The following is a 25,307-nucleotide window of genomic DNA, read 5'->3' as shown; positions in this document are numbered from 1 at the left end:
CAGGGAAGGGAAGATCATGAGTGTCTACGCAACAGTCGGTGCAATCGATTCCGCCAAATCGAATGGGTTTTATGATGCGACCTTGGCAACGATCGGATGGAGCAAACATCGGGAATTTCCCGGATGGAGCGCCTATTCCGAAGGCGGGAAGGGTGACGGTTTCGTTCTATGGGTTTGCAAGCCGTTCAACGGCAGACCCGCGAGCGCCGGAAATGGCTCGATGGTTGCTTTCATGGCCAAGTCCCGCGCCGAGGTGGATGCTTTTTATGACGTTGCCATGACCAACGGCGGAACGGACGAGGGCGCGCCTGGTCTACGTCCGCACTACGGGCCGAACTGGTATTCCGCTTACGTGCGTGGCCCCGCCGGAAACAAGATTGCTGTCGTCTATGACGGCTGAGGCCAGTTTGATTGCCGCAATTCGACGTCTCAGAGACTACCAAGCGGTACGGGCGGTGCCGAGCGCGGTCGTATGAGAGGATGAGACCTGGGCGACGTGCGCCTTGAGCGACACGACGCAGTTTCCCGGAACGCTGAGATTGTGCGACGTCAAGTGTTTCAGCAATGTCTCGGCGTCGCGCTTTTCGGTTAGCGGAAATGTCACAGTCATGCGAATTCTCCAACGAATAAACTGAGCATCCGCACAAATTAATGTCTAAATTCTTTTGCACTGCAACAAGAAAATTTTAACGATAAAATTAAAATCGATTAGCTTTCGGAGCAACCATTTTAAAAATCGTTTGAAATTGGATTTGGGGCTTCTCCATGGAAGCCTTGACTGCTTCGCCCAGCCGCCAGAGACGATGCCGTCAATGTGGGCATTGACCTATCCGGTCATTGACCCTTGCAGCTTATGGGATCCGAACCGGCCCGTTTCGACCGGTTCCCGCAGGTCGAAGTGCGGAGGGGAAGGCGCTTGGAGCGTCGTGAGCGTTAGGTGCGCTGGCCGACGTAAGATCGGGCGGTCATCTGCCGTTGCGGGCGGCCCAGCTCCTGAGCCGCAATCCGTTGAGCCTGATGAAACCTTCCGCGTCATGATGATCGAAGGCGATGGCGCTTTCTTCAAAGGTGACGAGGTCGGCGGAGTAGAGTGAGCAGGGGGAGGCGCGGGAGATGACCGAGGCGCTTCCCTTGTAGAGCCTGAGCGTCACTTCGCCGCTGACGAAAGCCTGGCTGTGGTCGATCAGGGCTTGCAGCATGTCCCGCTCGGGCGCGAACCAGAAGCCGTTGTAGATCAGCTCAGCGTAGCGCGGCATGATCTCGTCCTTCAGATGCGCCGCGGCGCGGTCGAGCGTGATCGATTCAATGCCACGATGGGCTGCGAGCAGGATTGTCCCTCCCGGCGTTTCGTATATTCCCCTCGACTTCATGCCGATGAACCGGTTTTCAACGAGATCGAGCCGCCCGACACCATGCCGGCCGCCCAGTCCATTGAGCTCGGTCAGCAATGCAGCCGGCGTCATGGCCTTGCCGTTCACGGAAACCGGATCGCCCCTTTCGAAACCGATGGTGATGATCTCGGGGGCATCGGGCGCGTCGACCGGATCGACCGTGCGCTGATAGACATGATCGGGTGCGACCTCCGCCGGATTTTCGAGAATCTTGCCTTCGGTCGAGGTGTGCAGCAGGTTGGCGTCGATCGAGAATGGCGCCTCGCCGCGCTTGTCGCTCGGCACCGGGATATGATGCTTTTCGGCATATTCCAGAAGCTGCATGCGGGAGCGGATGTTCCATTGGCGCCAGGGCGCGATGACCTTAATCGATGGGTCGAGCGCATTGACGGCCAGCTCGAACCGGAGCTGATCATTGCCCTTGCCGGTCGCACCATGGGCAACGGCATCCGCGCCGACCTCCCGGGCTATGCCGGCCAGATGCTTGGCAATCAGCGGCCGTGCGATGGAACTGCCCAGCAGATACTGCCCCTCATAGAGTGCGTTCGCCCGCAGCATCGGAAAGACGAAGTCGCGGACGAATTCCTCGCGCAGATCGACGATGCGGATGTCCTTGACCCCTGACATCTCCGCCTTGGCTCGCGCCGGCTCGAGCTCCTCGCCCTGGCCGAGATCGGCGGTGAACGTCATCACCTCGCATCCGTAAGTCTCCTGCAACCATTTGAGGATGATCGAGGTATCGAGCCCGCCCGAATAAGAAAGTACAATTTTCTCTATCTTGCTCATCAAGCCATCTCCGTTCTCAATCTGGAACGATAGGCCAGATCCTGCGCAATGATCTTGCGAAACATCCGCAAAATTGCGAAAGTTTGGCATATCATGCCATTGCAGCATCAATCGGAGCTATGAAATGCCAGTCGTCCTGGACCCGATCGACCGCCATATTCTGCGCGTGCTTCAGCGTGACGGGCGTATTTCGAACGTCGATCTGGCGAAGGAGGTAGGCCTGTCGCCGTCGCCGTGCCTGCGTCGTGTCCGGCTGCTGGAAGAGGCCGGGATCATCGATCGCTACGTCGCCGTGCTGGACCCTGCAAAGGTCGGGGCGGGGCTGACGGTTTTTGCCCGCGTCTGGTTCAAGACCCAGGACGCCGAGGTCACGCTCCGGTTTGCTGAAGCGGTCAGGCGGTTTCCCGAGGTGATGGAATGCTACCTGACGACAGGGGAATGCGACGCAGTCCTTCGGATCGTCACCGCCGATCTGCACAGCTATTGGCGTTTTCAGGCCGATCACCTGACGCGCATTCCGAGCGTTCTCAGCGTCAAGACCGACGTACCGATGGAAACGCTGAAGCGAAGTTTCGAACTGCCGTTGAGATAGGCGTCGTGCCCTATCCGAGAGAAGAGGAGGCACTCCGGCTCCTTGCCAGCCAGACGAGGCCTGTGACCAGGAGCAGGATCATCGCGGCATGGGTGATGTAATCGAGCGTGGTTTGCGGGCCGACGCCGACGGCGATGGTAAAGGCGCCGACGAGGGTGCCGAGGAGAGCGAAGGACTGGGCGAGGATCGCAGCCGTTCGGCTCCACGATCGGTCAAGGCCGAGCGAGATCAGGCCGAGATGAGTACGGCTGATATCACCGCTTCGGCAATCATCGCCCGCCGGTGTTCGTGGCCTTCGAGGATGAACCCGGCATGGGTGAGCGAGGCAATGGCAGAAAGACAGGTTTCGATCAGGAAGAGGATCGCGACGGCTGAACGCATGGCATGGCTCCTTGGCAAGGTGGACGCCCAATGGACTGCCGGGGAAGTCGCCGATAAGGTTTGATCGATACGATAATTTGAATAATAAAACTATTTTCAAGTATGTTGCGAGGACATTTGATGCCTTCCGCCTCCGACCGTCATGCCAGAGCCGCCGCCTCGGCGTGGCGGATGATGTTCGATCTCTTGACGAAAACGGCGCCGAAGCGGCTGGAAAGCCTTCAGGCGAGGGGGCTGACGCCAAACGATTCCAGGGCTCTGTTCACCTTGCAAGACGAGGGGGAGCCGATCAGCGCTCTTGCCCGCCAATGGGGGTGCGACGCCTCGACCGCGACGTGGCTGGTCGACCGGCTGGAGCGTGCGGGTCTTGCCGAACGCGTAACGCCGGAACACGACCGCCGCGTCAAGCTGGTACAGCTGACCGACAAGGGCGCAGTCACCAAGGACGAGCTGTTGACCGAGCATTATCGCCCGCCGGCGGAACTGCGGCACCTTTCGGCCGGAGAGCTCGAAGAGATGGCCAGGCTGCTTGCCAAGACCGAAGGCGGGCACTGACGGGCGAGGGATCGTATCGTCGTCGCGGAGGCTAGATCATTCTGGTTTCTCCGTGGCGCGGAGATGGTCTAACTTTTTATTTTTGCGCGATTGGGGACGCGCTGTGTCAGACGATTCCGTATTCCTTCAAGAGCGCCTGCTCGTCGCCGGAAACCCAACCAAATATCTTCGGCTCTCCATTCAGTTTCTGAACGAGATAATGGACATCGAAATCTATCGAGATATCCGGTGCGTCCTGTCGAGAGTAGATCGCCGTCCAGGCAAGGTGAGCCACGCAATGACACTCATCGATCGGGGAGAGCCTGAGATCGCGTATCCGCATCTCTTTCGTCCCTGTCGCCCGATACCGCTCATAGCCCTGCTCCATGATCCGTCCGAGTTGATCGTCGTTTTTTCCGGCCATGACCCCGGCGGGCGAGGCTGCGATGAACGCGGAAGCGTAGAACGACGTGCTCGCATCCAAATCCACATCACCATTCAGCGCGCGATTGAAGAACCGCTGATATCGCGCGAACAGGTTCCTGACCGCAGTCTCCATCGATCACCCTCAATTCCAATCGGGCATGCCGGGTAGCAGTATGCTTGTGCGTGGTGCAATTGCCAATGCCAGCCGAGAGTTCAAAGGAACTAGCCAGCATAGGCCGCTTCTAGATGGGCGATGATGATCTTCCTCATCCTGTACATGGCCTGGACCACCCGCTTTGCCTTCTTGCGGTCGCGGCCGCCGATAAGGCGGACCGAATTTCTCCGGCAGCCAGCCGTCCGCGCGCTCCGAGCCACCATTTGCCAGCAGCGAAAGCTCAAAGCATTTCGTGATTGGCTCCTTGCCGAAATCGGTCATTCTTGAGATGCCGGGTGCACCAGGGCTCGGCCGAATGGAGTCCGCGATGAAAAGGGTAAAGCTTGACCAGCGGTTTGGCCCCGCAGCGTTTGGCGATGATCCTGCCAATTATCACAGTGCGCGGCCGCCTTATCCGCAGGCGACCTGGGCGGCCCTGCGCGAGCGCGCCGGTCTCAGGGCCGGCATCGACATATTGGAGATCGGCGCCGGTTCGGGGCTGGCGACGGTGGCGCTGCTCGGTCACCGGCCGCGCAGCCTCGTTGCCGTCGAGCCCGATGGCCGGCTTGCGGATTATCTTCGCACCTCGATCGGCGATCCCTGTCTCGATATCGTGGAGGCGCCTTTCGAGACCGTCGATCTCAACCCGGCCTCCTTCGATCTGGTCGCTGCCGCGACGATGTTTCACTGGCTCGACCCGACGGCATCGCTGAAGAAGATCCATCGTCTGCTTCGGCGGGATGGAGCCGTCGCCCTGTGGTGGAACGTCTTCGGCGATGCGGGCCGGCCGGATGCCTTCCACGACGAAACGGTGCATCTGTTCGCGAGTCATCCGTCGAGCCTGTCGAGCGGCGATGCGGAGCGATTGCCTCACGGGCTGGACACTGGCGCTCGTGTCGGGGAACTGGCCGCCACCGGCTTCATTGCCGACGAGCCGCAATTTCTCTCGTGGACGCTGACGCTCGATCCGGTAGCCGTCCGCAGGCTCTACGCAACCTATTCCAACGTGACCACACTGCCGCCGGCCGAGCGCGGCGCGCTGCTCGATGCTCTGGAAGCCATTGCCGCATCCCGATTTGGCGGACGCGTTGAACGGAACATGACGACGGCGATCTATATCGCACGGCGACGCTCCTTAGAGGCGGACCATTAGTCGACCTGGATATGAATATGGTCGTCGTGGCGGGCGGCGCGGCAACCTTGAAAGCGGATATGGCTATCGGCGATGCCGAGCGCGTTCTTCAGATGCGGCTCGATGAAGATCTTCTGCAGGCCGAAGCGCGTCACACCTTCGCTCGTCAACCAGCCGATCGCGGCCGATGTGCGCTGCTCCTCGATCCAATAGGCCGGAAACAGAGGCTGCAGCGCATCGAAGTCCCAGCGGGTGGTAAGCCAGTCATTGCGCCCTTCGCATGGCCGTTCGTCGCCGGGGGCGGGTTGCTCGAAGGCGAAATAGCCGATCGGGGAACGGGTGGCGCCATTCAGGAAGGCACCGTCCTCATTCTTGTAATAATAGGCGAAGTCGAGCTTTTTCCCGTCGGCATGCGACAGATGCGGCAGTAGCGGAAAGCCGTTCATGAAAGGGAAATTCGCATCCAGCGCGACGGTGACGGTTCCGGGGAATTCCTTGTCCATGTGGGCGGCAAGCGCCTTTGCCAGATCGCGCAGCTCGGGTGTAACGTAGTTGCGGTTCAGCAGGCAATAGATCGGGGAGCGGACCACGAGCCGGTCCGTCGCGCCGGCGACGCAGGAGAGGCGAACTCGCCCGAAGATCGGCGCGGCGAGGCCTGCGGCAAGGTGGCGCCGGCATAACAAAGCAGGAAGATCGCAAGCTTTGCCAGAAATCGCCGTAAGCCCGAGGCGCGTGAGGCGGCCAGCGCCACGAGATAGGCGATGCCGCCGATCTGCGTCAGCAACGTCAGAATGAGAACGATCAGGGCGTGAAGGGCAAAACGGAACACGGGAAGGCCTTGCGGACGTTGTCGTTCCCATAGGCGAGGCGATACTGCTGCGCAAGGCGGATGGCGGGGGAAGTTCGCGGCTCATTTATGCCCTTCCTTTGAGTGCTCCGAATTGACAGGAGAAATTATCTGACTAAAGTCAGATAATATGACTTATGATCCTGTCGCTCGTGTCCGTCGTTTCAACCGTGCAGTCACCTCCGAAGTCGGCGCTCTCGATACGTCTTTCCTCGGACGCGGCCGTCCGCTGGGTGCTGCCCGCGTCCTCAATTCGATCGGCCGGGGGCAATCGGATGTTGCGGTGATCCGCGATTATCTCGGTCTTGACTCGGGGCTGATGAGCCGTCTGCTGCGCAGTCTGGAAGAGGAGGGTCTCATCGAGACGGTGCCGAACCCTCAGGATGCGCGCCGCCGCGTTGCCCGGTTGACCGAAACCGGCCGTTGCGAGTTTCAGGCTTATGAAGCGCTTTCCAATGCGCAGGCGAAGTCGTTTCTGACGCGCCATCGGCGCCCGGACGAACTGCTGTGCGCCATGGATATCGTCGCTTCCTCGCTGAGGCGTGAGCAGATCGTGATCGAGGAGAAAGACCCGCGGCACGAGGACGTCAGCTATTGTCTCCGCGAATACTATGGCGAACTAGCACGCCGCTTCGAGAAGGGTTTCGACGTATCGCTTTCTCGCGATCCCGACGCCAAGGATATGATCCGTCCGCGCGGCGCGTTCCTGGTGGCCATGTCGGATGGCTTGCCGATCGGCTGTGTCGGGCTGAAGGGTAATGGTGGCGAGGTCGCGGAGATCAAACGGCTCTGGGTCGCCCCATCCGCGCGCGGCCTTGGGCTCGCAAGGCGCCTTATGACAGCCGCCGAGAACATCGCCCGCGAGCTATCCATCAAGCTCCTGCGCCTGGATACGAATAGCGCGCTGCCCGAGGCAACACAGCTTTATCGCGGAACCGGCTGGAATGAGATCGAGCGTTTCAATGACGACCCATACCCGGACACGTTCTTTGAGAAGCGGCTTTAAGTGACGCTCGCTTTGAGCTGTCCCACTTCTCCTCCGTCATTCCTGTGCTCGTCGCAGGAATCCAGTGCGCCCAAGTCCTTGGGCGCGAGAGAGTTTGTTGCTTGGATGAGAGTCATTCACGGCGCCGACGCGCCGTGGCTGGATTCCTGTGACAGGCACAGGAATGAGGGAGGGCGAGGCACCGCCGTTGCCCAGCCCTTCGCATGGCTCAGGGCGTTCGGCCCTGCGATCGATTCACTGGATCGATCGCTCCTGCTTTGCAGGACCGGGCCTCACCCCTGCCGGTCAGGCGGCGAAGCGCTCCGTTATCGGGCGGCGGCGCAGGTTCGGCTGCGTTACCGCAGGTGGGTTATAGGCCGCCTCCAGCGGGCCGGTGTCGGTGCCGGGTGGGACGATCGCGTCGATCCGGTCGAGGATTTCGTCCGTCAGGCTCACCCCGGCGCCGGCAAGCAGATCGTCGAAGTGCTCCATCGTGCGCGGGCCGATGATCGCCGAGGTGACGGCGGGATGGGCGATGGTGAAGGCTATCGCCATGTGCGCCAGCGAAAGCCCCGCCTGCTGGGCGAGCGGGATGAGCCGTTCGACCGCGTCCAGCCGGCGCTCGTCGTTCATCTGCCTGGGGAAGCGTTTGGCGCGGGCGCTGTCGGGTTGCGGCGCGCCCTTGCGGTATTTGCCGGTGAGCATGCCCATCGCCAGCGGGCTCCACACCATCGCGCCCATTCCGTAACGCTCGCAGGCGGGCAGAACCTCGCGTTCGATACCGCGATTGAGGATCGAATAGGGCGGCTGCTCGGTGCGGAAACGTGCCAACCCGCGGCGCTCGGAAACCCATTGCGCCTCGATAATTTCCGAGACGGGGAAGGTCGACGATCCCACGGCGCGCACCTTGCCCGCCCGTATCAGGTCGGTGAGGGCCGACAGCGTCTCCTCGATGTCGGTATCGGGTGCCGGCCGGTGGATCAGGTAGAGATCGATATGGTCGGTCTGCAGGTGGCGGAGCGAATCCTCGACTGCGTGGATCAGCCAGCGGCGCGAATTGCCCTGCCGGTTCGGGTCGTCGCCCATCGGCAGATGTGCTTTAGTGGCGAGCACGATCTCGTCGCGCCGGCCCTTGAGCGCCTTGCCGACGATCTCCTCGGATTCGCCGCGGCTGTAGATATCGGCGGTGTCGATGAAGTTGATGCCGGCATCGAGCGCCTTGTGGATGATCCGGATCGAATCCTCGTGGTCGGGATTGCCGGCAGAGCCAAACATCATCGCGCCGAGGCAATAGGGGCTGACCTTGATGCCGGTTCTTCCAAGCGTGCGGTATTGCATGTCTGTTCCTTTATTGGGGAGGCGGACTTCGTGCGCATCGATGTGGCCAACATCGTCATGCTGTGTTAGCTTGCATAAACGGAACCGTATTCCGTTTATATACGGAACAATGTTCCGTTTTGCAAGTGAGTGAATGATGAGCGACGACAGAAAAGAGCAGGAGGACGGCCTGAAGCCCGGGGAAAGGGCGGACAGGCGTGTGCGCGCCGACGCCAAGCGCAATCTCGACGGGCTGCTTCAGGCGGCATTGACGGTGTTTGCGACCTCCGGCGTCGATGCCCCGGTGCGTGAGATCGCGGAGAAGGCCGGCGTCGGCATCGGCACCGTTTACCGGCATTTTCCCGAGCGTTCCGACCTCGTCGTTGCCGTCTTCCGCCGCGAAATCGACGCCTGCGCTGACGCTGCGCCGATCCTTGCCGCCGAACATGCGCCGGGCGAAGCGCTGGCCAGATGGATGCAGCGTTTCGTGGATTTTATCGCTGCCAAGCGCGGGCTTGCGGCGGCCCTGCACTCCGGCAACCCAGCCTTCGATGCCTTGCCCGCCTACTTCCAGCAGCGGCTGCAGCCGGCCCTTCGCTCGCTTCTCGACGCCGCCGCTGCCGCCGGCGAGGTCCGCACCGATATCGCGGCCGAGGATCTTTTGAATGCGGCCGCAAGCCTGAGCATGCACGCCTACGCCCAAGGGTCCGAACATGCCCGGCGTATGGTGTCCCTGCTGGTCGATGGGCTGCGCTACGGCGCCGTACAGCGGTGAAGATGTGCCGATGAAACAGGCCATCGCCCGGCCGGCACGTGCGCTCGGCCGGGCAACGGCCTGGCGTCATCAGGTCCGCATCGACAGTTCGATATCCTCTTCAAATGGCGTTGAGAGGTAGCCGGCTGCAGGCAGGCGCACGCGGGCGAGGTATTCGGGGCACTCCCAAAACTTACACCCCCTTCGCAGGCAGCCTTCAGAGCGGCACCTGCCAGGATCTTTTGCATTGGGATTTCCGTCTTGATGTCATCATCGCCATTGCCGCCGCGGGCATCCTGCGGCATGCGCTGGCGTGAAGGAATCGACCTTGGACATGTTGCTCTCCTCCATCTGATTGCGGATCGAAACTAGTTGCATTGGCGCATAAGTGATCCTATATTGCAACCAGTTTTAAGGAGAGAATTCGTGGATATTGAACTGCGTTCGGGCTGCCCGATCAATCTGACGATGGAAGTGCTGGGCGATCGGTGGAGTCTCATCATCATCAGGGACATCATGTTCGGCAACCGCCGCCATTTCCGCGATCTTCTGACCCATTCGGAGGAGGGCATTGCCTCCAACATTCTGGCTGCCAGGCTGAAGCGTCTGCTTTCGCTCGGATTCATCAGCAAGCGGGACGACCCGAGCCACAGCCAGAAAGCGATCTACAGCCTGGCGGAGCCAGCGATCCAGCTCGTGCCGGTCTTTGCCATGATCGGCGCCTGGGGACGGCGGCATCTGCCTGTGAGCGAGGAGCTGAGCATCCGTGCGCAGCTTCTCGAAGAAGGCGGGCCGCCGCTGTGGGACGAATTTATGGAGGATCTCCGGCAGATCCACATCGTCGACCCGATCGGCGGCGCCAACGGTACATGCACTTCGCCGGTGCTCGCTAAGCTGACTGCGGCATTCCTCGAGGTCCGCGCGAGATCGTTGTCGCAGGCATCCTGATATCGAGGAAGTCGGTCGGCTCGATCAGCCGCCGGCACCCTGGTACTTGCTGGTGGCATATCGCCAGTAGGCAATTGATATCAACACCCAGATCGGGCCGGCGAGGAGAGCCACCGGCCCGGCCCAGTCCCCGAGGATCGGGATGGGCTTGCCGAGCAGGGCGCCGACGGGGACCGAACTGGTGAGGGCGAGCGGGACCGCCGTGATGAGGATGGTCTGGATGCTGCCGGGGAAAATGTTGAGCGGGTAGCGCGTCAATTCCCAAAAGCCGAAGAAGATCGAGAACAGGTGGTTGGAGCGCACCCAGATCAGCGCCGTGGCGCCGATCATGGTGATGAGCGCCGCGGTCAGCAGCGTCGCGCTGAGGAGCGCGGCAATAAAGAACGATGCCGACCAGACCGACCAGGCGAAGTCGACGGACAGAACGGCCCAGCCCATCAGCGGGACCGCCAGGATGACGTGGCCGGCATAGCCGATATTGAGGCCGGAAAAAACCAGATAGGCCCAGGGGCTGAAAGGCTTGACCAACAGCGTGTCGAAAGTGCCGAGCCGCACCAGTTCTTCGAGGTCGCGCAATTGCACGAAGCTCATCGCGGCGCCGAGCGAGTAAGCCAGCAGCTGGAAGCTGAACAGCAGCGCCAGTTCCGGCCAGGTCCAGCCGCCAAGCGTATCGAAGCGGGCGAGCAGGATGCCGATGGTGGCAAAGACGCTGCCATAGGAAAGGATCTGCGCAAGACGGTCGAGCCAGAAAGCGCCGCGATATTCCATCTGGGAGCGGACATGCATCCGCACCAGCAGCGGCAGGACGCGAAGGTGATGAATAAGCACGATCAACCTCCCTGCACGGTGATGCGGGTGGAGGCGCAGCGCCACAGCCAGAGAACGCCGGCGAGGAACAGCGCGGCCCAGGCAAGGCCCAGGCCGAGATGCAGCCAGACATCGGCCGCGGACAGCCTGCCTAGATAGACCGCATTGGGATAATAGACCACCCAGGCGAAGGGCAGGTGGCGGGCAATCGTGGCCAGCGGTTCGGGGAAGAACCAGAACGGTATCAGTAGCCCTGAGAACAATTGCAGCAGGGCGCCTAGGATCCAGTCCAGCGAGAAGCTCGTCATCAGCCAGAAGGCGACGAGGCCGAAGAGCGCCGACATCAGGAACAGCAGCGTAAAGGACAGCGCCCAGAAGGCGATGAACATCAAGCCATCGAACAGGGTCGCCGGCGGCAGCATGCCGTAAAACAACGCGGTAAAGGCGATGGTCGGAATGACCTGGGTCATCAGGCGGTAACCAAAGCTGCCGCATTCGTTGGCGAAAAGATAGAGCGGATAGGACAAGGGCTTGAGCAGCCAGACTGCGATATCGCCTGTCTTGAGCGACCGGCCGATTTCGCCGATGATCCTTTCAGGGCGGGTCGCGCCCATCACGGCGCCGCCGAGCAGGGCATAGGTCACCATCTGCTGCAGGGACACGCCATCGACCACGATGCCGCCGATGCCGGCATAGGCCGCCTGCCAGATGGCGACACGCGCAAAGACCTGCACGAGTTTGCCGAAGATATTGGCCCATACTTCGTTGCGGTAGGCGAGCTGCGAATGGAAGGAGCTGCGGGCGAAGGCGAAATAGGCGCTCATGATGCCAGAGCCTTGGCATTGCGCCGCTGGTAGAAGGTGCGGATAACCTCTTCGATGTCGGGCTCGTGCAGCGCCACATCCTTGAGGCCGCGCCCGCTGCCGACCTCCGACAGGATTGCGACCAGCGATACGTCTTCACGCTCGATGAGATAGTTCTTGCGCAGGCCCTCATCGCTGACGAGTGCCGCGGTGCGCAACGGCAGCGGTCCAGGGTCGCTGGCAAATTCAAGTGTCAGCCGCCGGGCCGAACCCAATGCCGCGCGCAGGCTCTTCAACTCGCCGTCGAAGATGAGCCTGCTATGATCGACCATGATCAGCCGCGGGCAGATGGTCTCGATGTCCTGCAGGTCATGGGTGGTGAGGATGATGGTGACGCCGCGCTCACGGTTGATCTCGGCGAGAAAACGTCGCACGGCGTCCTTGGCGACCACATCAAGCCCGATGGTCGGCTCGTCCAGAAAGAGGATATTGGGGTCGTGCAGCAGCGACATCACGATCTCGGCGCGCATGCGCTGACCGAGGCTGAGCTGGCGCACCGCGCGGTCGAGAAAGGGCGTCAAATCAAGCAACTCGCTGAAGCGTCGGAGATTATCCGCATAGCGGGCGGTGGGAATGTCGTAGATGCGCTGATGCAGGGTAAAGCTGTCGACCAGCGGCAGGTCCCACCACAGCTGGCTGCGCTGGCCGAAAACGACGCCGATCTCGCGGGCATTGTCCATCCGCCGCAGATGTGGTGTCCGGCCGAGGACCGAGAGCGTGCCGTCGCTCGGCACCAGGATGCCGGTCATCATCTTGATCATTGTCGATTTGCCGGCGCCATTCGGGCCGAGATAGCCAACGGCTTCGCCGGCCGCGATGTCGAAACCGATGTCGGAAACGGCCAGAACTTCCGTATATTCGTTGGTCACCAGCGTCTTCAAGGCGCCCAGCAGGCCCGGAAATCGCTTGTGCTGCCGGAAGCGTTTGCTGACGCCCCGCGCCTCGATCAAAGCCGACATGTGTATTTCCTCAAGGGGTAATTCCAGCCGATTCGGCAGCAGCATCCAGGCTAACGCGAGGCTCGGCCAGTTCAAGCAAAAGTCGCTTTTTGGGGCGTTACTCAATCGGTCTAGCGTAGCCTTTTGCGTTGACAGCCATGATCAATCATTTCCTGTTAGGATCATGAAGATTCTCGCGATATCCGGCAGCGCCCGGCGCAATTCCACCAATACCGCCATGCTGCAGGCTGTTCGCGCCGTAGCGCCAAATGAGATCGAGATTTCGATCTTCGACGGCGTGGGGCGGTTGCCGGTATTCTCGCCCGATCTCGAGGGAGAGCATCTGCCGGAGGCAGTGCGGAATTTCATCGATGCGATCGCTCAGAGCGATGGGGTGATCATTGCCAGCCCGGAATATGTCCGATCCATCCCCGGCGGCCTTAAGAATGCGATCGACTGGCTCGTATCGGGAGATGAGATCGTCCATAAGCCGATCGCCCTGCTGCACGCATCCCATCGCGGCGACGACATGCTGACGGGTCTTCGCACCGTTCTTGCGACCATCACCGACCGGTTCGCGGGCGATATTTTCCTCAGGCTTCCTTTGATGAAGCTGGAGCCGGCCGAGGTGTTCAACACCATTGAGGCAGCGGAGAACCGTTCCAAGGTGCAGGCCTATCTTCAGGCATTCTCGGCCTATTGCACGGCAGACAGTAAGACCGCCTGAGGGTCCGCTCGCTGCATCATCGGACGTCCATCAGCAGGACGTTCTCGAATGCCGTCTTTTCGTGAAGCGTGTGCAGAATGACGAGCGGGGCTGCGAGCAGCGCGGCGAGGATGAAAGCGGAGAGGAAGTGTCTCGTCAGGAGACGAAGGATATGTCGGATCATCTTGATCTCCAGCTGCCGCGAATATTCTTGTGCTGGACCTCAACAATTGCAGCAGCATGACCGGCCGCCTTGCAAGCTCCGCAATGCTGCCGCAACCCTTGTGGCGGACAGAGGGGAGAGCGAGGTAATGGACGGGCGATGCGGATACTGCTGATAGAGGATGAGAGGGAGTTGGCCGCGGCGCTGTCGGTCGCACTCGGCAAACATGGGATCGTTACCGACCACACGGTGCATCTGGTCGATGCGGTCGAGCTGACGCGGCAGAACCTCTATGATGCGATCCTGCTCGACCGGCGCCTGCCCGACGGGGAGGGGCTGAGCTTCATTCCCGAGCTCAGGCGGACGGGGAAGGATACGCCGATCATCGTGATGACGGCGCTGAACGAACCGAAGGAGCGGATCGAGGGCCTCGACCTCGGGGCCGACGACTATCTCGGAAAGCCGTTCCTGGTCGAGGAGCTGATGGCGCGGCTCAGGGCCGTGCTGCGGCGATCGCCTGAACTGGCTGAACTCAAGATCACGGCCGGGCGGATGGTGATCGACCCGCTGCATCTCAGCGTCACCGTCGATGCCGTGCCGCTCGATCTGCCCCGGCGCGAACTTCTGGTGCTTGCAGCCCTTGCCCGGCGCAGGGAGAAGACCGTGCTGCGCTCGACGCTGGAGGCGGCGGTTTATAATTACGAAGAGGAAATCCAGTCGAACGCGCTCGACGCGCATATTTCGCGGCTGCGCAAGCGGCTGATCGATGCCGGCGCCGGCGTCGCAATTCATAATATCCGCGGCGTCGGCTATCTCATGAAGGAAGAATGATGCGCGAGGCGACCAAGTCGAACCTTTCACTCTGGTGGACGCTCAGCTGGCAGCTCAGTATCGTTTTCGTGGCTGTTGTTGCGACGGTGATCATCGGGCTTTGCATTTACGCCACCAGCATCCTCTCACCCAATGAAGGAATGCAGGTTCAGCTGACTGCAGTCCTCGAGGAAGCTCTTACGCGTGACTCGCAGGGCAGGATCGCCATAGCTGATAGCCCGCGTCTCAGGTCGTTTAAGGCTGAGAACAACAGGCTCTGGTTTTTCGTCGCAACACCCAGTGGAGAAACGGCCTCCTACGGCGTAATACCGGCGCCCTATGCCGACCTAGCCCGGTACGTTTACCTTATCAAAGACGCCGACATACGAGGGGCGTCTGGTACGACCGAGGTCGCCTCCATCGACCGTGTCGACACGGCAGAAGGCGAGTACAGAGTTATGTACGGCGGAAACGCCAGCAGAAGCTCCGCATTTCTGGCAATACTCGGCAAAACCTACCTCATTTACACACCACTTTTGGCCATCGCTTTGCCCGGGGTTTTTCTAACGATCCCCCGCGTCGTAGCGCGCGCTTTGGCCGGCGTGAAGGATATAGCGAGCAAGGCATCGGAAATCGAACCCCGCCGGCAAGGAGCCCGATTGCCGGTGGATGGTATTCCCACGGAAATCGCACCATTGGTGATTGCTTTTAACGGAACGCTTGAGCGGCTTGAGAACGAGTTTAAGAAACGCCAGCGTTTCCTGCTCGACGCGGCGCATGAGCTTCGGACGCCGATCGCTATCATGCAGACACGGATCGACGGCATGCCCGACGGGCGCGAGCGGCAGCGGCTGCTTGACGACGTGGCGCGGCTCGCGCAAGCGGCCGAGCAGCTGCTCGATTTCGAGCGCAATGACCAGGCGGCCGATCTCGACGAAATGGTTGATCTCGTCGAGATCGCCCGAATGACGGTTGCCGATCTGGCGCCGCTGGCGATTGCCGCCGGCTATCAGATTTCGTTTCAGAGCGAGGTCAAGAGCCTGAAACGCAAGGGCAGCCCTTCGGCGCTGCCGCGGGCAGTGAGCAACCTCGTGCGCAACGCCATCGATCACGGCGGCAACAAGGGCATGATCACGGTTTCTGTGTCGGGCTCACGTTCCGGCGGCGGGCGGATCACGGTCGCCGACGAAGGGCCGGGTATTCCGGCCGAACATCGGGAGCTGGTGTTCGAGCCATTTTATCGCGTCACCCCGAAGAGCAGGGGCGCCGGTCTCGGCCTCAGCCTCGTCAAGCAGGTCGCCGCAAACCATGGCGGCGAGGTCAGCATCGAGAGCAGCGCTGTCGGGACGCGGGTGGTGATCGAACTCGCATAGGTCAGGTTTGCTTGGCAGCATCCACCCTAATTCTGATCAGCAAAGGCTCTGGGAAGCGAACTGTAATGTTGCGGCAATTCTCGACCGCCACTTTCGCCCGAGTTCATCGGCGACGGAGGCCAGACAGCGTGCGCAGCAATCCATTCCCATTTTCCTTCCCCGTGGCGTCGAGAAGTTTGTGCCTCGCTCTGCCGGTGGCGCTCGTCATGGCCGCGGCCGGGTGCAGCTCGGTGCCGCTAAAGGAGGCCGGCACGCTTTCTTCCTATGGCAATCTCGGCGCGCCGAAGGGCAAGCTGTCGAAATCGCGCGTTTATGTCGATGGGACGCGCCTTAGCCCGGCAAAGACGCTGAGCATCGTGCCGACGACCTTCGCCTTCAACGCCGCGACCCGCGTCAAGTCGGACGCCGATCGCGTGATGGTGGCGAATGCTCTAGACCGGGCACTCTGCATTTCGCTCAGCGACAAATACCAGCTGGTCTCTGCCGGCCAGCCGGCAGATCTGACAATCCGCTCCGTCGTCACCGACATCGTGCCGACCAACAAGGCGATGGCGGGTGTTTCGACCGTGGTGACCGTCGGCACCGGTTTCATGCTGCCGGTCAGCGTGCCCCGCCTGCCGGCTGGCCTCGGCGGATTGGCGGTCGAGGCGGAGGCAGTCGACAGCGGTGGCGTACAGCGGGCGGCGATCGTCTGGTCGCGTGGTGCAAACTCGCTGCAGAACAATCCCCGCGTTTCCGAAGTCGGCGACGCCTATAGCCTGGCTTCGAAATTCAGCAGCGAGTTTTCCCGCATGCTGATCAAAGGCAAGGAGCCGAAGGGACTGGATGTCTCGCTGCCCTCGGGGCAGCGGATGAAATCCTGGCTCGGCGGCAAACCGAAATACGCCGCCTGCGACGCCTTCGGCCGCCCGCCCGGACTGATGGGCGCCGTGGCCGCCAAATACGGCGCGCCGCCGCAATGGACCGAGAAGAAGCCAAAACCGGCCGCGACCTATTGAGAGAATCCGGTGGCGGCGCCCGACAAGCCGTCGCGATCAGCACTCAGCCCGCCCCAGGCTGAGGGGACGGACGGAGCAAAGGCGGGCAAGGCTTGTGCTCCGTCCGTCTAGAAATCCGTCGCGCTTCACGTCAGACGACGACGCCAGGCCGCAGCCAGAAATACAGCTTGATCTGATCGGGTCTGTCGGAGGGAAGCGGGCGAGTTGGTTCGGCACAGGCATCAAAAAGCCCCGCATCTTGTTGCGAGGCTTGTTGCTAAATGGTGGACCGGTTAACGGCACTGGCGGCGTGGGCCGTAGTTCGGCTGGTAGGTATTGTCGGAGGCGCGATAGGACCGATATCGGCTGTAGCAATAGTCCGCATGCGAACTATAGGCACGTGCGCGCGGCTGCGAAGCGAGGATGCCGCCGATGATGGCGCCGGCGGCCAGACCGCCGATGATGGCGCCGGTGTTGTCGTGGCGGCGATACCGGCGATCGTAGCGACGATCCCAGCCATAGCGGTCGTCTCGGTAGTAGTCTCGGTCGCGGTAGTAGTCTCGGTTGCGATAGTGGCGGTTGCGATACCACCTGCGATTATTGCTGAACTGACCCGGGCAGTTCGTGAAGTTATTGCAGCCAACGGTCATGATGCGGGCATCGGCGCTTTGCGGCGCCGGTTGCGCCGATTGCACCGGGCTCGGCATGAACGCCGGGCCTGCCGAGGCCGGCATTCCGGAGAAGGCCGTCGCTATCGACAGGGCAATGATGGCGAATCTGTTCATTTCACTCACCTTGGGTAAACGGATGTATCGAGGGGATAACGCAGGGGAAGGGGAATGGTTCATTTCGGGAAATTCAGCAACAAGTTCAAATTGAAAGTAGATAGTCAATTAGATCTTTATGGATGGGCCGCATCAATGACCGAGATGTAACGGCACTCCTGTGCATGTCGGAAGGATTAGCATGCGCCTCTCCAGAATTCTCGGTGTTCTCTGTCTCTCGACGAGCTTCGCGATTGCACCTCTCAACATCACCTTCACCGATTTCTCGCCTGCTTTCGCGAAAGGCGGCAACGGTGGTGGCAATGGTGGTGGCAACGGTGGCGGTGGCGGTGGTGGCCACGGCGGCGGAAACAGCGGCGGAGGTCATGGAGGCGGTAGCAGCAATAGCGGCGGCGGAAAGGGCAGCGCCAGCTCGAGGGGGAAGACAGAAAGTGGCCGGACCGGAAGCACGGGCAAGGCCGCCAAGACGAAATCGGCCAAGCAGACTGTCAGTACGAAGGGCACGTCCAAAAAGACGACCATCGCCAAAGCGCCGGCGACAAAACCTGCAAAGAAGCCAGCAGCAGAGCTTGCCGGTCTCAATTCGCTGAAGCGCAACTTCCATGCTCTCATGAAAACGGCTGATCCTCGGATGGCCGCGATTGCCGCGTTCAGCACGGCGTACGCTCAATATGAACTCACCAACGGGGTGGCGCCACCGGCCGACGATCCGGTATTGGGCGATGCCGCCCTGACTGCGGCGCTGGCCGCCGCAACCAAGACAGGCACGGTCACGCCGGAGGCTTTGGGCTGGGCACAGGAGACGCTCGGTGTCGGAACAGCTATCGGAACGATCGACCAGATGAGAGACGCCTTGGCGGTAGCCGCCCCGACACCGGAAACCCCGGCAGCAGAGACCGAGACAGCGACCGGCGAGACGGCCGACGGGAGCGCGACGACAGACCCGGTCGCGGCTGAGGAAACCTCTGAGACTGGAATGGAAGTCACAGCGGACACCACTGAAGCCGCCCAAAGTATTGACCAAACCGAGACCTCTGCCACAAGCACCGAGACGACAACGAACCCGTAATCCTCCTTGAGGAACCTTGGGATTTGCCGAATTCATTGCTCCTTCGACGACGGGGCAATGCTGCTTGTCGTCGGCGACATGGCGCTGGATCAGGCCACTGCCGCCGTGCAACTGCCCGCGGCTCCAGACCCGGCTTCGTTGCCGGCCGTTGCGTATGTATGTCGGCCCCCTCGAACTCGCCGCCTACGCCAACAACCTGCTGGCCCTCACCGGACGGCGCTGGTGCGGGCTGTCAACAGGTCCATGGCTAAAGCATTGGCGAGCGAACGGAATGGTGAAAGGCCTTTTGAACCTGAAGGCGCGTTATCAGGCTCACCTTCCGCCGGCCAGCAGTCGGAGCTGGCTTTCGTCATGCACACCTTGGCGGTAAAGCTCGATGATGAGGGCGCCAAGACGGTCGGCCTCCTTGCCTGCTCTGTCGATCTTTAGACCGCTACAGAGAGATTCATGGACACGCCTGCACACATCGAGGTCTTCCGAGGCGAGCGGTTCGTCACGTGTGCTAAACAGCTTGTCTGACATCGCAATCTGCCCTTTTTGGATGCCGTGAATCGCTTTCGTGAAAAAAAAGATAATTTCGCGATCTTTGCTCTGCAAGATGGGCGAAGGTCCGAAATTCAAAAAACAATTTTGGCCGCGCGAGAAGATGCGGGCGAGGGCGGCGGCACGAGATGAGACCGATCAAGGCGTCGGCCGGACGGATGGTGTGAGCGTGAGATCTACTTGGTTGCGGGATCCTGGCCGCTTTGTTGCGCCAGGCGCAGCTCTTTCAGCCGCTTGGTTTTTTCGCGGCGGGCCCGCTGCTCCGCCTCGATGGTTTCCTTGGCGGCTCGCTCGGTGTTTTCGAAACGATCCTGCCGGTAAGCCTTTGATGAGGGTTCACGTTCTCTTTTCATGGCCGCTAAACGCAAATCGGCGAAAACGGTTTCATGGGAAAATGAGTCACTGGCCGTCAATCGATCGACATGGCCGGCGTGCCTACGTATGGAGTCACAGCCATAACAGCAACCGGGCGCCTCGTCGGCGCCCGGCAACATCACGGATCAGCCCTTGATGAAGGCGAGGATGTCGGGGTTTATGATGTCGGCATGAGTGGTGCACATGCCATGCGGGAATTTCTCGTAGACCTTCAGCGTGGCGTTCTGCAGGAGCTTGGACGAGAGCAGGGCAGAGTCGGCGATCGGCACGATCTGGTCGTCGTCGCCATGCATGACGAAAGTCGGCACGGTGATGATCTTCAGGTCTTCGGTGAAGTCGGTTTCCGAAAAGGCCTTGATGCCGTCGTAATGCGCTTTGGCGCCGCCGATCATGCCCTGGCGCCACCAATTGTTGATGACCGGTTCCAGGACCTTCGCGCCCGGCCGGTTGAAGCTGTAGAACGGACCGGCCGGCAGATCGTAATAGAACTGCGCGCGATTGGCGGCGAGCTGCTTGCGCAAGCCATCGAAGACTTCGATCGGCAGGCCACCGGGATTGGCTTCGGATTTTACCATGATCGGCGGCACGGCGCCGATGATCACCAGCTTGGCGACGCGGCCCTGTGGTTGGCCATGGCGGGCGACATAATGGGTCGCTTCGCCGCCGCCGGTGGAGTGGCCGACATGGACAGTATTCCTGAGGTCGAGATGCTCGACAACGGCTGCGGCATCGGCGGCGTAGTGATCCATATCGTGACCGTCGCCCACCTGGGTCGAGCGGCCATGGCCACGCCGGTCATGGGCGACGACCCGGTAGCCCTTCTCGAGGAAGAACAGCATCTGGGCATCCCAGTCGTCGGAGCATAGCGGCCAGCCGTGATGAAACATGATCGGCTGGGCGCTCTTCGGCCCCCAATCCTTGTAGAAGATTTCGACGCCGTCCTTGGTGGTAACCGTGCTCATCTTTTGGCTCCGTTGGTTGGGGTTGGTTGGATTGATGCGGTCAGAAGTTTGCGCTGTTGCCTGCAGAATTGACAAGGCCACGAGCGCCGTTGGGCCGGAGGCCAGGGGCAAGAAGGTCGCGCCTGATCAACCCGAATATGTTGATGTGCTTATTGAATGCTTCTTTCTATTCTGTTGACATGACAGAAGTTTGTATGTTTCCGCGAGGATGGGTGTGAACCCGCCCATTTCGCATGGCTGCTTTGCACTGCGAACATTCTTTTAATCCACGGTATCTCGGCTGTTGGCCATCTCAGGCTAGTCCGTCAGGGGCGCGGCGAACGTCTGTAATGAGCCATTTTTTTGATATTCGTTCAATATATCCGTCCGGGTAGTTCAATATATCTGTCCGGGGTAGGTGGGCTCCCGTTCTGCCGCCGCGTGCATGCCGCTGCCGGCGCTCACTTGAACGCGGTTCATCGCCCAACCATCTAATCCTCATACAACAGCGCCATGGCGGACCGTCGCAACCGCGACGGCTTTGCCGGCGGCGGGACGGCCGTTATTGCCGCCTGAGGATCAAATAATGGGTTACATGGATAAGGACATAGCGCCTCAGAATGATGGGGCGCTGATCGATGCCTATTCGCAATCGATCGCAGCAGCAATCGACATCGTCGGGCCGGCAGTCAGCCGGATCGAGAGGGTGGGAGGCCGGCAGGGGCACGGGTCTGGCTTCGCCGTCTCGCCTGACGGCCTGATCATCACCAACAATCACGTCGTCGACGACGCCAAGGTCGTCCGCATCACCACGCCTGACGGCTTCGTCACCGAGGGCCGGGTGTTGGGTCGCGACGTCGATACCGACATTGCCCTCATTCGCGCCAATACAAGCACCGGCGCCTGGGCGAAGCTCGGAGATTCTCAACGCCTGCGCAGGGGCCATATCGCGATCGCGATCGGAAACCCGCTCGGCTTCGAATGGACGGTTACCGCCGGCATCGTCTCGGCGCTCGGCCGGTCGATGCGGGCGGCCAGCGGCCGGCTGATGGAAGACGTGATCCAGACCGATGCGGCGCTCAATCCCGGCAACTCGGGCGGGCCACTGGTGTCATCGGGCGGGGAGGTCATCGGCGTCAACACCGCCGTCATCCAGGGTGCGCAGAGCATCGCCTTCGCCGTCGCGTCGAATACGGCCAATTTCGTGGTTTCGGAAATTCTCCGCTATGGGCAGGTCAGGCGTGCCTTCATCGGCATATCAGGCGACACGATCGTGCTGCCGCGCCGGGTGGCCCTTGCGGCGGGCACGGTGCAGACGACTTCCGTGCGCATCCGCCGCGTCGAAGCCGATGGGCCGGCGGCGAAGGGAGGGCTGCAGGAGGGCGATTATATCCTCGCCATCGACGGCAGCCCGGTCGGCGGCGTCGATGATATCGTCCGATTGATGGATGGCAGCAGGATCGGCAGGGATACGGAGATTTTGGTGTTTTCGGTGGCGGGCCGGATCGAGAAGAAGATCTTGCTGCCGACGGCGCGTTCCTGACGCCGCACTTCGACGCCATGACGAGACGTCACGTACGTCAGGCGCTGACCGCTTGCTGCTCGGTCCCCGAAAAATCCACCGCCGCAAAGGCTGCCGCCAGCACCTCCGGCCCAGCGCCGTTTTTCGCGGCATCGGTCGAGAGGATCTGGCGGTAGCGGCGGGCACCGGGCAGGCCGGTGAAGAGGCCGACCATATGGCGGGCCACGTGCTGCAGCCGGCCGCCGCTGGCGATGTGGCGTTCGGCATAGGCCATCATCCGGTCACGCAGCGTCTCCCAGTCCGGCTCGCTCGCAGGGGCGCCGAAGAAGCGCTGGTCGATGTCGGCAAGGATCGCCGCATTCTGATAGGCGGCGCGGCCGAGCATGACGCCATCGACATGGTCGAGATGGACGGCGGCTTCGTCGAGCGTGCGGATGCCGCCGTTGATGCCGATGAAGACGTCGGGCCAGCGCTGTTTCATCCGGTAGACGATCTCGTAGTCGAGCGGCGGGATCTCGCGGTTTTCTTTGGGGCTCAGGCCCTTCAGCCAGGCCTTGCGCGCATGGATCCAGATCGCGTCGGCGCCGGCGTCTAGAACGCGGGTGATCAGCTCGGGCAGCGCCTGTTCCGGTTCCTGCTCGTCGACGCCGATCCGGCATTTCACCGTCACCGGCACGGTTGCAACCCTTTTCATCGCCGCGATGCATTCCGCCACCGTCTCCGGCGTCAGCATCAGGCAGGCGCCGAAGGTGCCCGACTGCACGCGATCGGAAGGGCAGCCGATATTGAGGTTGATCTCGTCATAGCCGTAGGGCTCGGCGATCTTCACCGCCTCGGCAAGCTTTGCCGGGTCCGATCCGCCGAGCTGCAGCGCCAGCGGATGCTCGGCGGCGTCATGACCGAGCAGCCGGTCGCGCGGGCCGTGGATGATCGCATCGGCCACCACCATCTCGGTATAGAGCAGCGCCTCGCGGCTGATCTGCCGGTGGAAATAGCGGCAATGCCGATCCGTCCAGTCGATCATTGGGGCGACCGCAAAAATCGGCCTCTTCTGCGTCATCGACGTTCCATTATTCCTTGTTACCGGTGCAAGCACGGCACCGTCACCGCCGTATGGGGCGGGCATCCATCAAGCGCGCATATAACACTTGCCAATACGATCGACAAATGACCGCCGATCACCACAAACAGAAACGGCGCTCCTTGCGGAGCGCCGTTTCTGCCGCCGAAGCGATTGTCTGACTTACGAAGCCGAGATGTTGACAGCCTTCGGGCCCTTGCCCATGCGATCCGGCTCGGTGTCGAAAGTAACCTGCTGGCCTTCGCGCAGCGACTGGATGCCAGAAGCCTGCAGCGCAGAGATATGGACGAAAACGTCCTTTGCGCCGCCGTCCGGCGTGATGAAACCAAAACCCTTGTCCTGGTTGAAGAATTTTACGGTGCCCTTGGTGGCCATTGGGATCGTCCTTTTCCCTTAGTCTGTGTAGTATCCGCGCCCCCGAGAGGAAGCGGACGGCTTTAGCTTTCGCCCCGATCGATTGGGACGAAGGGTCAGTCGGAGAAGTCACGTACGGGGAAAGAACGTCTACGTAGGCGGGTAGTCCCGCGCCGCCTTCCAAACGGAAGGGATTACCACATCAGTCCAGTCACCGGCATGCAAATGCCCGAGTAAGTCAATTCGTGCCAGCATTTCGGGCAAAAAGCAAGCGGGATTATTGTGGCATGCCCGCATCGATGTCGGGAAATGCCGAAGATTCAGATACTTGACCACAGGTTAACGAATTCTTGCACGGCTGTGCCATATCGGGATTTTGTGCCGAAACGGGATGAGCGGCGGATTCGATAGCCGGACAGGGATATGTAGGAAGTGGTTGGGGCGGCAGGCACACCGATCAGTCTCATTCATTGTGATGAGGATCGCAAAGTCTGCTCTCCGGTGTTCCTCGCGCCGTCTTTGCTCCGCCCTCATCCTGAGGTGCGGAAGCCGGAGGCTGAAGCCTCGAAGGACGGGGGCGGCCACCGGCGCCATAACCTTAGATTTTGCATAGGGGGCTTTGTGGAATGCAGGAGCTTCCACGCCCGCCCTCGTGGTTCGAGACGGCCCCTTGGGCCTCCTCACCATGAGGGCTCTCTTTGGCGCCTGCGGCTTTTATTCTACAGCTAGTGCAATTGTCCGCTCCATCCTCGTCGTAGGCGAGACCCCCAAAGGCTTCCCGCCTACTGCGCGTCACCCAGCAACGCGCCGAGGCTCCACGGATTATCACCCTTCTGATTAGCGATGTCGTCGACCTTCCAGCCGCCGTGTTCGCGTACCAGGGTGTAGAAGAGCGTCACCTCTTCGCCGTTTTCGAACTCCACCTCCACCTCGGCCTTGTCATCCAGCAGGATCGGTTGGCCGATCCTGACGTCGCTGGCCGCGCCGTCCTGACCTGCGATGACGGGATCGAAGTCGATCGCGCCGACATCGCCCTCCGGCGTGTTGTCGAGATCGGTCTGGTGGAGTTCGTTCAGGTGGTCGGAGAAGAAGGTCGAATAGGGTGAGGGCGCCTCGGCGTCGCTGTTGTCGGTGTCGTAGCTATAGAGTGCCTTGAGCAGCGCCTTCGGCGTCTTGTAGGTCTGTGCCGATGCGGGCAAGGCTGCGACCGCCGACACGGCGAGGGCGAGGATGAATGTGGGCAGGCGCATGCGGGCTCTCCTCGGATAAGCGGTGAATCATAGCGGAATCAGGCGCTGAGGTGGAGCGGCATTTTTGGAGGGGTATCAGGGTTTGGCTCGGCCATCGCTGCTTATGAAAGGCTTCGCGCTTGCTTGTGGCAGGCGCCCGGGCGAGACTTCCAATCAAGCTGGGGAGGGTGAGATGAAATGCATCGTCGGATTCTTCATGACCAAGCCTGGAAAGCGCCATGCCTATCTGGCCGCGGCGCAGAACCATCTCGATCAGAGCCGGCTCGACCCGGATTGTCTCTATATCGAGCTGGTACCGATGCCCGAGCATCCCGACAAGATCCTGCTGGCCGAGGCCTTCACCAGCGAGGAAGCGCATCGCCGGCACGAGGATACGGACCACATGCGTGAGTTATGGGCCGTCGGCCCGACGCTGCTGTCGCATGTCGTTATCGACAATGTGATTTCCGCTCAGGTGGAGCATATCGACGAGCGGTTTGACTGATGCGTGCCTGATTTCGCGC

The 25,307-nt window shown here is 61.2% G+C and carries 29 protein-coding genes and 3 pseudogenes; 14 read left to right on the top strand and 18 right to left on the bottom strand.

What is annotated here, in order from left to right; genetic code table 11:
• Positions 1–16: 16 nt before the first annotated feature.
• A complete protein-coding gene (locus RWK44_RS08510; RefSeq protein WP_168284861.1) occupies positions 17–400 on the top strand; it encodes a VOC family protein in 384 nt (127 codons plus the stop codon).
• A 36-nt stretch (positions 401–436) separates the two neighbouring features.
• Here the strand turns inward: RWK44_RS08510 and RWK44_RS08505 are convergent, their stop codons facing one another.
• Complete coding sequence (locus RWK44_RS08505) at positions 437–610, bottom strand: hypothetical protein (protein ID WP_003540843.1); 174 nt, start codon at positions 608–610, stop codon at positions 437–439.
• A gap of 355 nt (positions 611–965) precedes the next feature.
• Positions 966–2,177 (bottom strand): argininosuccinate synthase, encoded by a 1,212-nt coding sequence (locus RWK44_RS08500; RefSeq protein ID WP_316028660.1) that lies wholly within the window; start codon positions 2,175–2,177, stop codon positions 966–968.
• Positions 2,178–2,301: 124 nt separating this feature from the next.
• On the opposite strand from RWK44_RS08500, the gene RWK44_RS08495 reads away from it, so the two are divergent.
• A complete protein-coding gene (locus RWK44_RS08495; RefSeq protein ID WP_168284859.1) occupies positions 2,302–2,769 on the top strand; it encodes an Lrp/AsnC family transcriptional regulator in 468 nt (155 codons plus the stop codon).
• A gap of 10 nt (positions 2,770–2,779) precedes the next feature.
• On the opposite strand, the pseudogene RWK44_RS08490 reads toward RWK44_RS08495, so the two are convergent.
• Positions 2,780–3,150, bottom strand: a pseudogene (locus RWK44_RS08490) (hypothetical protein).
• 120 nt (positions 3,151–3,270) lie between these two features.
• On the opposite strand from RWK44_RS08490, the gene RWK44_RS08485 reads away from it, so the two are divergent.
• A complete protein-coding gene (locus RWK44_RS08485; RefSeq protein WP_168284858.1) occupies positions 3,271–3,705 on the top strand; it encodes a MarR family winged helix-turn-helix transcriptional regulator in 435 nt (144 codons plus the stop codon).
• 106 nt (positions 3,706–3,811) lie between these two features.
• Here RWK44_RS08485 and RWK44_RS08480 read toward each other — a convergent pair whose 3' ends face one another.
• Complete coding sequence (locus tag RWK44_RS08480; protein WP_131663642.1) at positions 3,812–4,243, bottom strand: nuclear transport factor 2 family protein; 432 nt, start codon at positions 4,241–4,243, stop codon at positions 3,812–3,814.
• A 337-nt stretch (positions 4,244–4,580) separates the two neighbouring features.
• Between RWK44_RS08480 and RWK44_RS08475 the strand changes: the two genes are divergently transcribed.
• Positions 4,581–5,417, top strand: coding sequence for a class I SAM-dependent methyltransferase (locus RWK44_RS08475; protein ID WP_316028659.1), 837 nt, complete (start codon positions 4,581–4,583; stop codon positions 5,415–5,417).
• Here the strand turns inward: RWK44_RS08475 and RWK44_RS08470 are convergent.
• Positions 5,414–6,225: pseudogene (locus RWK44_RS08470) on the bottom strand (hypothetical protein). The gene RWK44_RS08475 and the pseudogene RWK44_RS08470 overlap by 4 nt on opposite strands.
• Before the next feature lie 148 nt (positions 6,226–6,373).
• On the opposite strand from RWK44_RS08470, the gene RWK44_RS08465 reads away from it, so the two are divergent.
• Positions 6,374–7,249 carry a bifunctional helix-turn-helix transcriptional regulator/GNAT family N-acetyltransferase gene (locus tag RWK44_RS08465; protein WP_131663639.1) on the top strand — a complete coding sequence of 292 codons (876 nt, stop codon included), beginning with the start codon at positions 6,374–6,376 and terminating at the stop codon, positions 7,247–7,249.
• 285 nt (positions 7,250–7,534) lie between these two features.
• On the opposite strand, the gene RWK44_RS08460 is transcribed toward RWK44_RS08465, so the two are convergent.
• Positions 7,535–8,566, bottom strand: a complete 1,032-nt coding sequence (locus tag RWK44_RS08460) for an aldo/keto reductase (protein WP_316028658.1) — start codon at positions 8,564–8,566, stop codon at positions 7,535–7,537.
• Between the two features lie 133 nt (positions 8,567–8,699).
• On the opposite strand from RWK44_RS08460, the gene RWK44_RS08455 reads away from it, so the two are divergent.
• Positions 8,700–9,320, top strand: a complete 621-nt coding sequence (locus tag RWK44_RS08455) for a TetR/AcrR family transcriptional regulator (protein ID WP_131642597.1) — start codon at positions 8,700–8,702, stop codon at positions 9,318–9,320.
• A gap of 69 nt (positions 9,321–9,389) precedes the next feature.
• Here RWK44_RS08455 and RWK44_RS08450 read toward each other — a convergent pair.
• Positions 9,390–9,482, bottom strand: a pseudogene (locus RWK44_RS08450) (O-methyltransferase); the annotation flags it as partial.
• A 243-nt stretch (positions 9,483–9,725) separates the two neighbouring features.
• Between RWK44_RS08450 and RWK44_RS08445 the strand changes: the two are divergent.
• Positions 9,726–10,247, top strand: coding sequence for a winged helix-turn-helix transcriptional regulator (locus RWK44_RS08445; RefSeq protein WP_025395039.1), 522 nt, complete (start codon positions 9,726–9,728; stop codon positions 10,245–10,247).
• 24 nt (positions 10,248–10,271) lie between these two features.
• Here RWK44_RS08445 and RWK44_RS08440 read toward each other — a convergent pair whose 3' ends face one another.
• From RWK44_RS08440 to RWK44_RS08430, 3 genes are read right to left on the bottom strand one after another with little or no spacing between them, the layout of a single operon-like run.
• On the bottom strand, positions 10,272–11,075 hold the full coding sequence (locus RWK44_RS08440; protein WP_131663638.1) for an ABC transporter permease: 804 nt from the start codon (positions 11,073–11,075) through the stop codon (positions 10,272–10,274).
• Between the two features lie 2 nt (positions 11,076–11,077).
• Positions 11,078–11,878, bottom strand: a complete 801-nt coding sequence (locus tag RWK44_RS08435) for an ABC transporter permease (protein WP_131642594.1) — start codon at positions 11,876–11,878, stop codon at positions 11,078–11,080.
• Positions 11,875–12,876, bottom strand: coding sequence for an ABC transporter ATP-binding protein (locus tag RWK44_RS08430; protein WP_131663636.1), 1,002 nt, complete (start codon positions 12,874–12,876; stop codon positions 11,875–11,877). Before RWK44_RS08430 ends, RWK44_RS08435 begins: the two co-directional genes overlap by 4 nt.
• 163 nt (positions 12,877–13,039) lie before the next feature.
• Between RWK44_RS08430 and RWK44_RS08425 the strand changes: the two genes are divergently transcribed.
• The gene (locus RWK44_RS08425; RefSeq protein WP_131642592.1) at positions 13,040–13,582 is read left to right on the top strand and encodes an NADPH-dependent FMN reductase; all 543 of its coding nucleotides are present in this window, start codon (positions 13,040–13,042) and stop codon (positions 13,580–13,582) included.
• A gap of 16 nt (positions 13,583–13,598) precedes the next feature.
• On the opposite strand, the gene RWK44_RS08420 is transcribed toward RWK44_RS08425, so the two are convergent.
• Positions 13,599–13,745: a hypothetical protein gene (locus RWK44_RS08420; RefSeq protein ID WP_316028657.1), complete on the bottom strand. Its 147-nt coding sequence runs from the start codon at positions 13,743–13,745 to the stop codon at positions 13,599–13,601.
• A 138-nt stretch (positions 13,746–13,883) separates the two neighbouring features.
• Here RWK44_RS08420 and RWK44_RS08415 point away from each other — a divergent pair, with 138 nt between their 5' ends.
• The 3 genes from RWK44_RS08415 (at position 13,884) to RWK44_RS08405 (ending at position 16,905) form a co-directional block, all read left to right on the top strand.
• Positions 13,884–14,555, top strand: a complete 672-nt coding sequence (locus RWK44_RS08415) for a response regulator transcription factor (RefSeq protein ID WP_168284857.1) — start codon at positions 13,884–13,886, stop codon at positions 14,553–14,555.
• A complete protein-coding gene (locus RWK44_RS08410; protein WP_168284856.1) occupies positions 14,555–15,907 on the top strand; it encodes a sensor histidine kinase in 1,353 nt (450 codons plus the stop codon). The genes RWK44_RS08415 and RWK44_RS08410 overlap by 1 nt, the downstream gene beginning before the upstream one ends.
• Positions 15,908–15,972: 65 nt before the next feature.
• Positions 15,973–16,905 carry a DUF3313 domain-containing protein gene (locus tag RWK44_RS08405; RefSeq protein ID WP_316028656.1) on the top strand — a complete coding sequence of 311 codons (933 nt, stop codon included), beginning with the start codon at positions 15,973–15,975 and terminating at the stop codon, positions 16,903–16,905.
• Positions 16,906–17,177: 272 nt separating this feature from the next.
• Here RWK44_RS08405 and RWK44_RS08400 read toward each other — a convergent pair whose 3' ends face one another.
• Positions 17,178–17,669, bottom strand: coding sequence for a BA14K family protein (locus RWK44_RS08400; protein ID WP_077978536.1), 492 nt, complete (start codon positions 17,667–17,669; stop codon positions 17,178–17,180).
• 181 nt (positions 17,670–17,850) lie between these two features.
• Here RWK44_RS08400 and RWK44_RS08395 point away from each other — a divergent pair, with 181 nt between their 5' ends.
• A complete protein-coding gene (locus RWK44_RS08395; RefSeq protein ID WP_316028655.1) occupies positions 17,851–18,738 on the top strand; it encodes a hypothetical protein in 888 nt (295 codons plus the stop codon).
• Between the two features lie 312 nt (positions 18,739–19,050).
• Here RWK44_RS08395 and RWK44_RS08390 read toward each other — a convergent pair whose 3' ends face one another.
• From RWK44_RS08390 to RWK44_RS08380, 3 genes are all read right to left on the bottom strand, one after another.
• A complete protein-coding gene (locus RWK44_RS08390; RefSeq protein ID WP_131619898.1) occupies positions 19,051–19,260 on the bottom strand; it encodes a hypothetical protein in 210 nt (69 codons plus the stop codon).
• A 197-nt stretch (positions 19,261–19,457) separates the two neighbouring features.
• The gene (locus tag RWK44_RS08385; RefSeq protein ID WP_410056133.1) at positions 19,458–19,778 is read right to left on the bottom strand and encodes a hypothetical protein; all 321 of its coding nucleotides are present in this window, start codon (positions 19,776–19,778) and stop codon (positions 19,458–19,460) included.
• 3 nt (positions 19,779–19,781) lie between these two features.
• Positions 19,782–20,618, bottom strand: a complete 837-nt coding sequence (locus RWK44_RS08380) for an alpha/beta fold hydrolase (protein WP_316028654.1) — start codon at positions 20,616–20,618, stop codon at positions 19,782–19,784.
• Positions 20,619–21,183: 565 nt separating this feature from the next.
• On the opposite strand from RWK44_RS08380, the gene RWK44_RS08375 reads away from it, so the two are divergent.
• Complete coding sequence (locus RWK44_RS08375) at positions 21,184–22,140, top strand: S1C family serine protease (RefSeq protein WP_077978532.1); 957 nt, start codon at positions 21,184–21,186, stop codon at positions 22,138–22,140.
• A gap of 37 nt (positions 22,141–22,177) precedes the next feature.
• On the opposite strand, the gene dusA is transcribed toward RWK44_RS08375, so the two are convergent.
• The 3 genes from dusA to RWK44_RS08360 form a co-directional block, all read right to left on the bottom strand.
• Positions 22,178–23,179: a tRNA dihydrouridine(20/20a) synthase DusA gene (gene dusA / locus RWK44_RS08370; protein ID WP_077978531.1), complete on the bottom strand. Its 1,002-nt coding sequence runs from the start codon at positions 23,177–23,179 to the stop codon at positions 22,178–22,180.
• A 183-nt stretch (positions 23,180–23,362) separates the two neighbouring features.
• On the bottom strand, positions 23,363–23,575 hold the full coding sequence (locus RWK44_RS08365; RefSeq protein WP_003540801.1) for a cold-shock protein: 213 nt from the start codon (positions 23,573–23,575) through the stop codon (positions 23,363–23,365).
• A gap of 761 nt (positions 23,576–24,336) precedes the next feature.
• Positions 24,337–24,804, bottom strand: a complete 468-nt coding sequence (locus RWK44_RS08360; RefSeq protein WP_131663631.1) for a DUF3828 domain-containing protein — start codon at positions 24,802–24,804, stop codon at positions 24,337–24,339.
• Positions 24,805–24,976: 172 nt separating this feature from the next.
• On the opposite strand from RWK44_RS08360, the gene RWK44_RS08355 reads away from it, so the two are divergent.
• A complete protein-coding gene (locus RWK44_RS08355) occupies positions 24,977–25,288 on the top strand; it encodes a putative quinol monooxygenase (RefSeq protein ID WP_131663630.1) in 312 nt (103 codons plus the stop codon).
• Positions 25,289–25,307: the final 19 nt, after the last annotated feature.

This window comes from Rhizobium sp. 25PS6, from assembly GCF_032464655.1.
In the GTDB taxonomy this organism is placed as follows: Bacteria; Pseudomonadota; Alphaproteobacteria; order Rhizobiales; family Rhizobiaceae; genus Rhizobium; species Rhizobium laguerreae.
The sequence above is the reverse complement of the archived record's forward strand: the minus strand, read 5'-3'. Positions and strand labels throughout refer to the sequence as shown.

What these genes read in the sequence shown, in the direction of transcription:
- RWK44_RS08510 (WP_168284861.1), top strand. Translation starts at nt 17, where the DNA reads ATGAGTGTCTACGCAACAGTCGGTGCAATCGATTCCGCCAAATCGAAT.
- RWK44_RS08505 (WP_003540843.1), bottom strand. Translation starts at nt 610, where the DNA reads ATGACTGTGACATTTCCGCTAACCGAAAAGCGCGACGCCGAGACATTG.
- RWK44_RS08500 (WP_316028660.1), bottom strand. Translation starts at nt 2,177, where the DNA reads ATGAGCAAGATAGAGAAAATTGTACTTTCTTATTCGGGCGGGCTCGAT.
- RWK44_RS08495 (WP_168284859.1), top strand. Translation starts at nt 2,302, where the DNA reads ATGCCAGTCGTCCTGGACCCGATCGACCGCCATATTCTGCGCGTGCTT.
- RWK44_RS08485 (WP_168284858.1), top strand. Translation starts at nt 3,271, where the DNA reads ATGCCTTCCGCCTCCGACCGTCATGCCAGAGCCGCCGCCTCGGCGTGG.
- RWK44_RS08480 (WP_131663642.1), bottom strand. Translation starts at nt 4,243, where the DNA reads ATGGAGACTGCGGTCAGGAACCTGTTCGCGCGATATCAGCGGTTCTTC.
- RWK44_RS08475 (WP_316028659.1), top strand. Translation starts at nt 4,581, where the DNA reads ATGGAGTCCGCGATGAAAAGGGTAAAGCTTGACCAGCGGTTTGGCCCC.
- RWK44_RS08465 (WP_131663639.1), top strand. Translation starts at nt 6,374, where the DNA reads ATGACTTATGATCCTGTCGCTCGTGTCCGTCGTTTCAACCGTGCAGTC.
- RWK44_RS08460 (WP_316028658.1), bottom strand. Translation starts at nt 8,566, where the DNA reads ATGCAATACCGCACGCTTGGAAGAACCGGCATCAAGGTCAGCCCCTAT.
- RWK44_RS08455 (WP_131642597.1), top strand. Translation starts at nt 8,700, where the DNA reads ATGATGAGCGACGACAGAAAAGAGCAGGAGGACGGCCTGAAGCCCGGG.
- RWK44_RS08435 (WP_131642594.1), bottom strand. Translation starts at nt 11,878, where the DNA reads ATGAGCGCCTATTTCGCCTTCGCCCGCAGCTCCTTCCATTCGCAGCTC.
- RWK44_RS08430 (WP_131663636.1), bottom strand. Translation starts at nt 12,876, where the DNA reads ATGTCGGCTTTGATCGAGGCGCGGGGCGTCAGCAAACGCTTCCGGCAG.
- RWK44_RS08425 (WP_131642592.1), top strand. Translation starts at nt 13,040, where the DNA reads ATGAAGATTCTCGCGATATCCGGCAGCGCCCGGCGCAATTCCACCAAT.
- RWK44_RS08420 (WP_316028657.1), bottom strand. Translation starts at nt 13,745, where the DNA reads ATGATCCGACATATCCTTCGTCTCCTGACGAGACACTTCCTCTCCGCT.
- RWK44_RS08415 (WP_168284857.1), top strand. Translation starts at nt 13,884, where the DNA reads ATGCGGATACTGCTGATAGAGGATGAGAGGGAGTTGGCCGCGGCGCTG.
- RWK44_RS08410 (WP_168284856.1), top strand. Translation starts at nt 14,555, where the DNA reads ATGCGCGAGGCGACCAAGTCGAACCTTTCACTCTGGTGGACGCTCAGC.
- RWK44_RS08405 (WP_316028656.1), top strand. Translation starts at nt 15,973, where the DNA reads ATGTTGCGGCAATTCTCGACCGCCACTTTCGCCCGAGTTCATCGGCGA.
- RWK44_RS08400 (WP_077978536.1), bottom strand. Translation starts at nt 17,669, where the DNA reads ATGAACAGATTCGCCATCATTGCCCTGTCGATAGCGACGGCCTTCTCC.
- RWK44_RS08395 (WP_316028655.1), top strand. Translation starts at nt 17,851, where the DNA reads ATGCGCCTCTCCAGAATTCTCGGTGTTCTCTGTCTCTCGACGAGCTTC.
- RWK44_RS08390 (WP_131619898.1), bottom strand. Translation starts at nt 19,260, where the DNA reads ATGTCAGACAAGCTGTTTAGCACACGTGACGAACCGCTCGCCTCGGAA.
- RWK44_RS08380 (WP_316028654.1), bottom strand. Translation starts at nt 20,618, where the DNA reads ATGAGCACGGTTACCACCAAGGACGGCGTCGAAATCTTCTACAAGGAT.
- RWK44_RS08375 (WP_077978532.1), top strand. Translation starts at nt 21,184, where the DNA reads ATGGGTTACATGGATAAGGACATAGCGCCTCAGAATGATGGGGCGCTG.
- dusA (WP_077978531.1), bottom strand. Translation starts at nt 23,179, where the DNA reads ATGACGCAGAAGAGGCCGATTTTTGCGGTCGCCCCAATGATCGACTGG.
- RWK44_RS08365 (WP_003540801.1), bottom strand. Translation starts at nt 23,575, where the DNA reads ATGGCCACCAAGGGCACCGTAAAATTCTTCAACCAGGACAAGGGTTTT.
- RWK44_RS08360 (WP_131663631.1), bottom strand. Translation starts at nt 24,804, where the DNA reads ATGCGCCTGCCCACATTCATCCTCGCCCTCGCCGTGTCGGCGGTCGCA.
- RWK44_RS08355 (WP_131663630.1), top strand. Translation starts at nt 24,977, where the DNA reads ATGAAATGCATCGTCGGATTCTTCATGACCAAGCCTGGAAAGCGCCAT.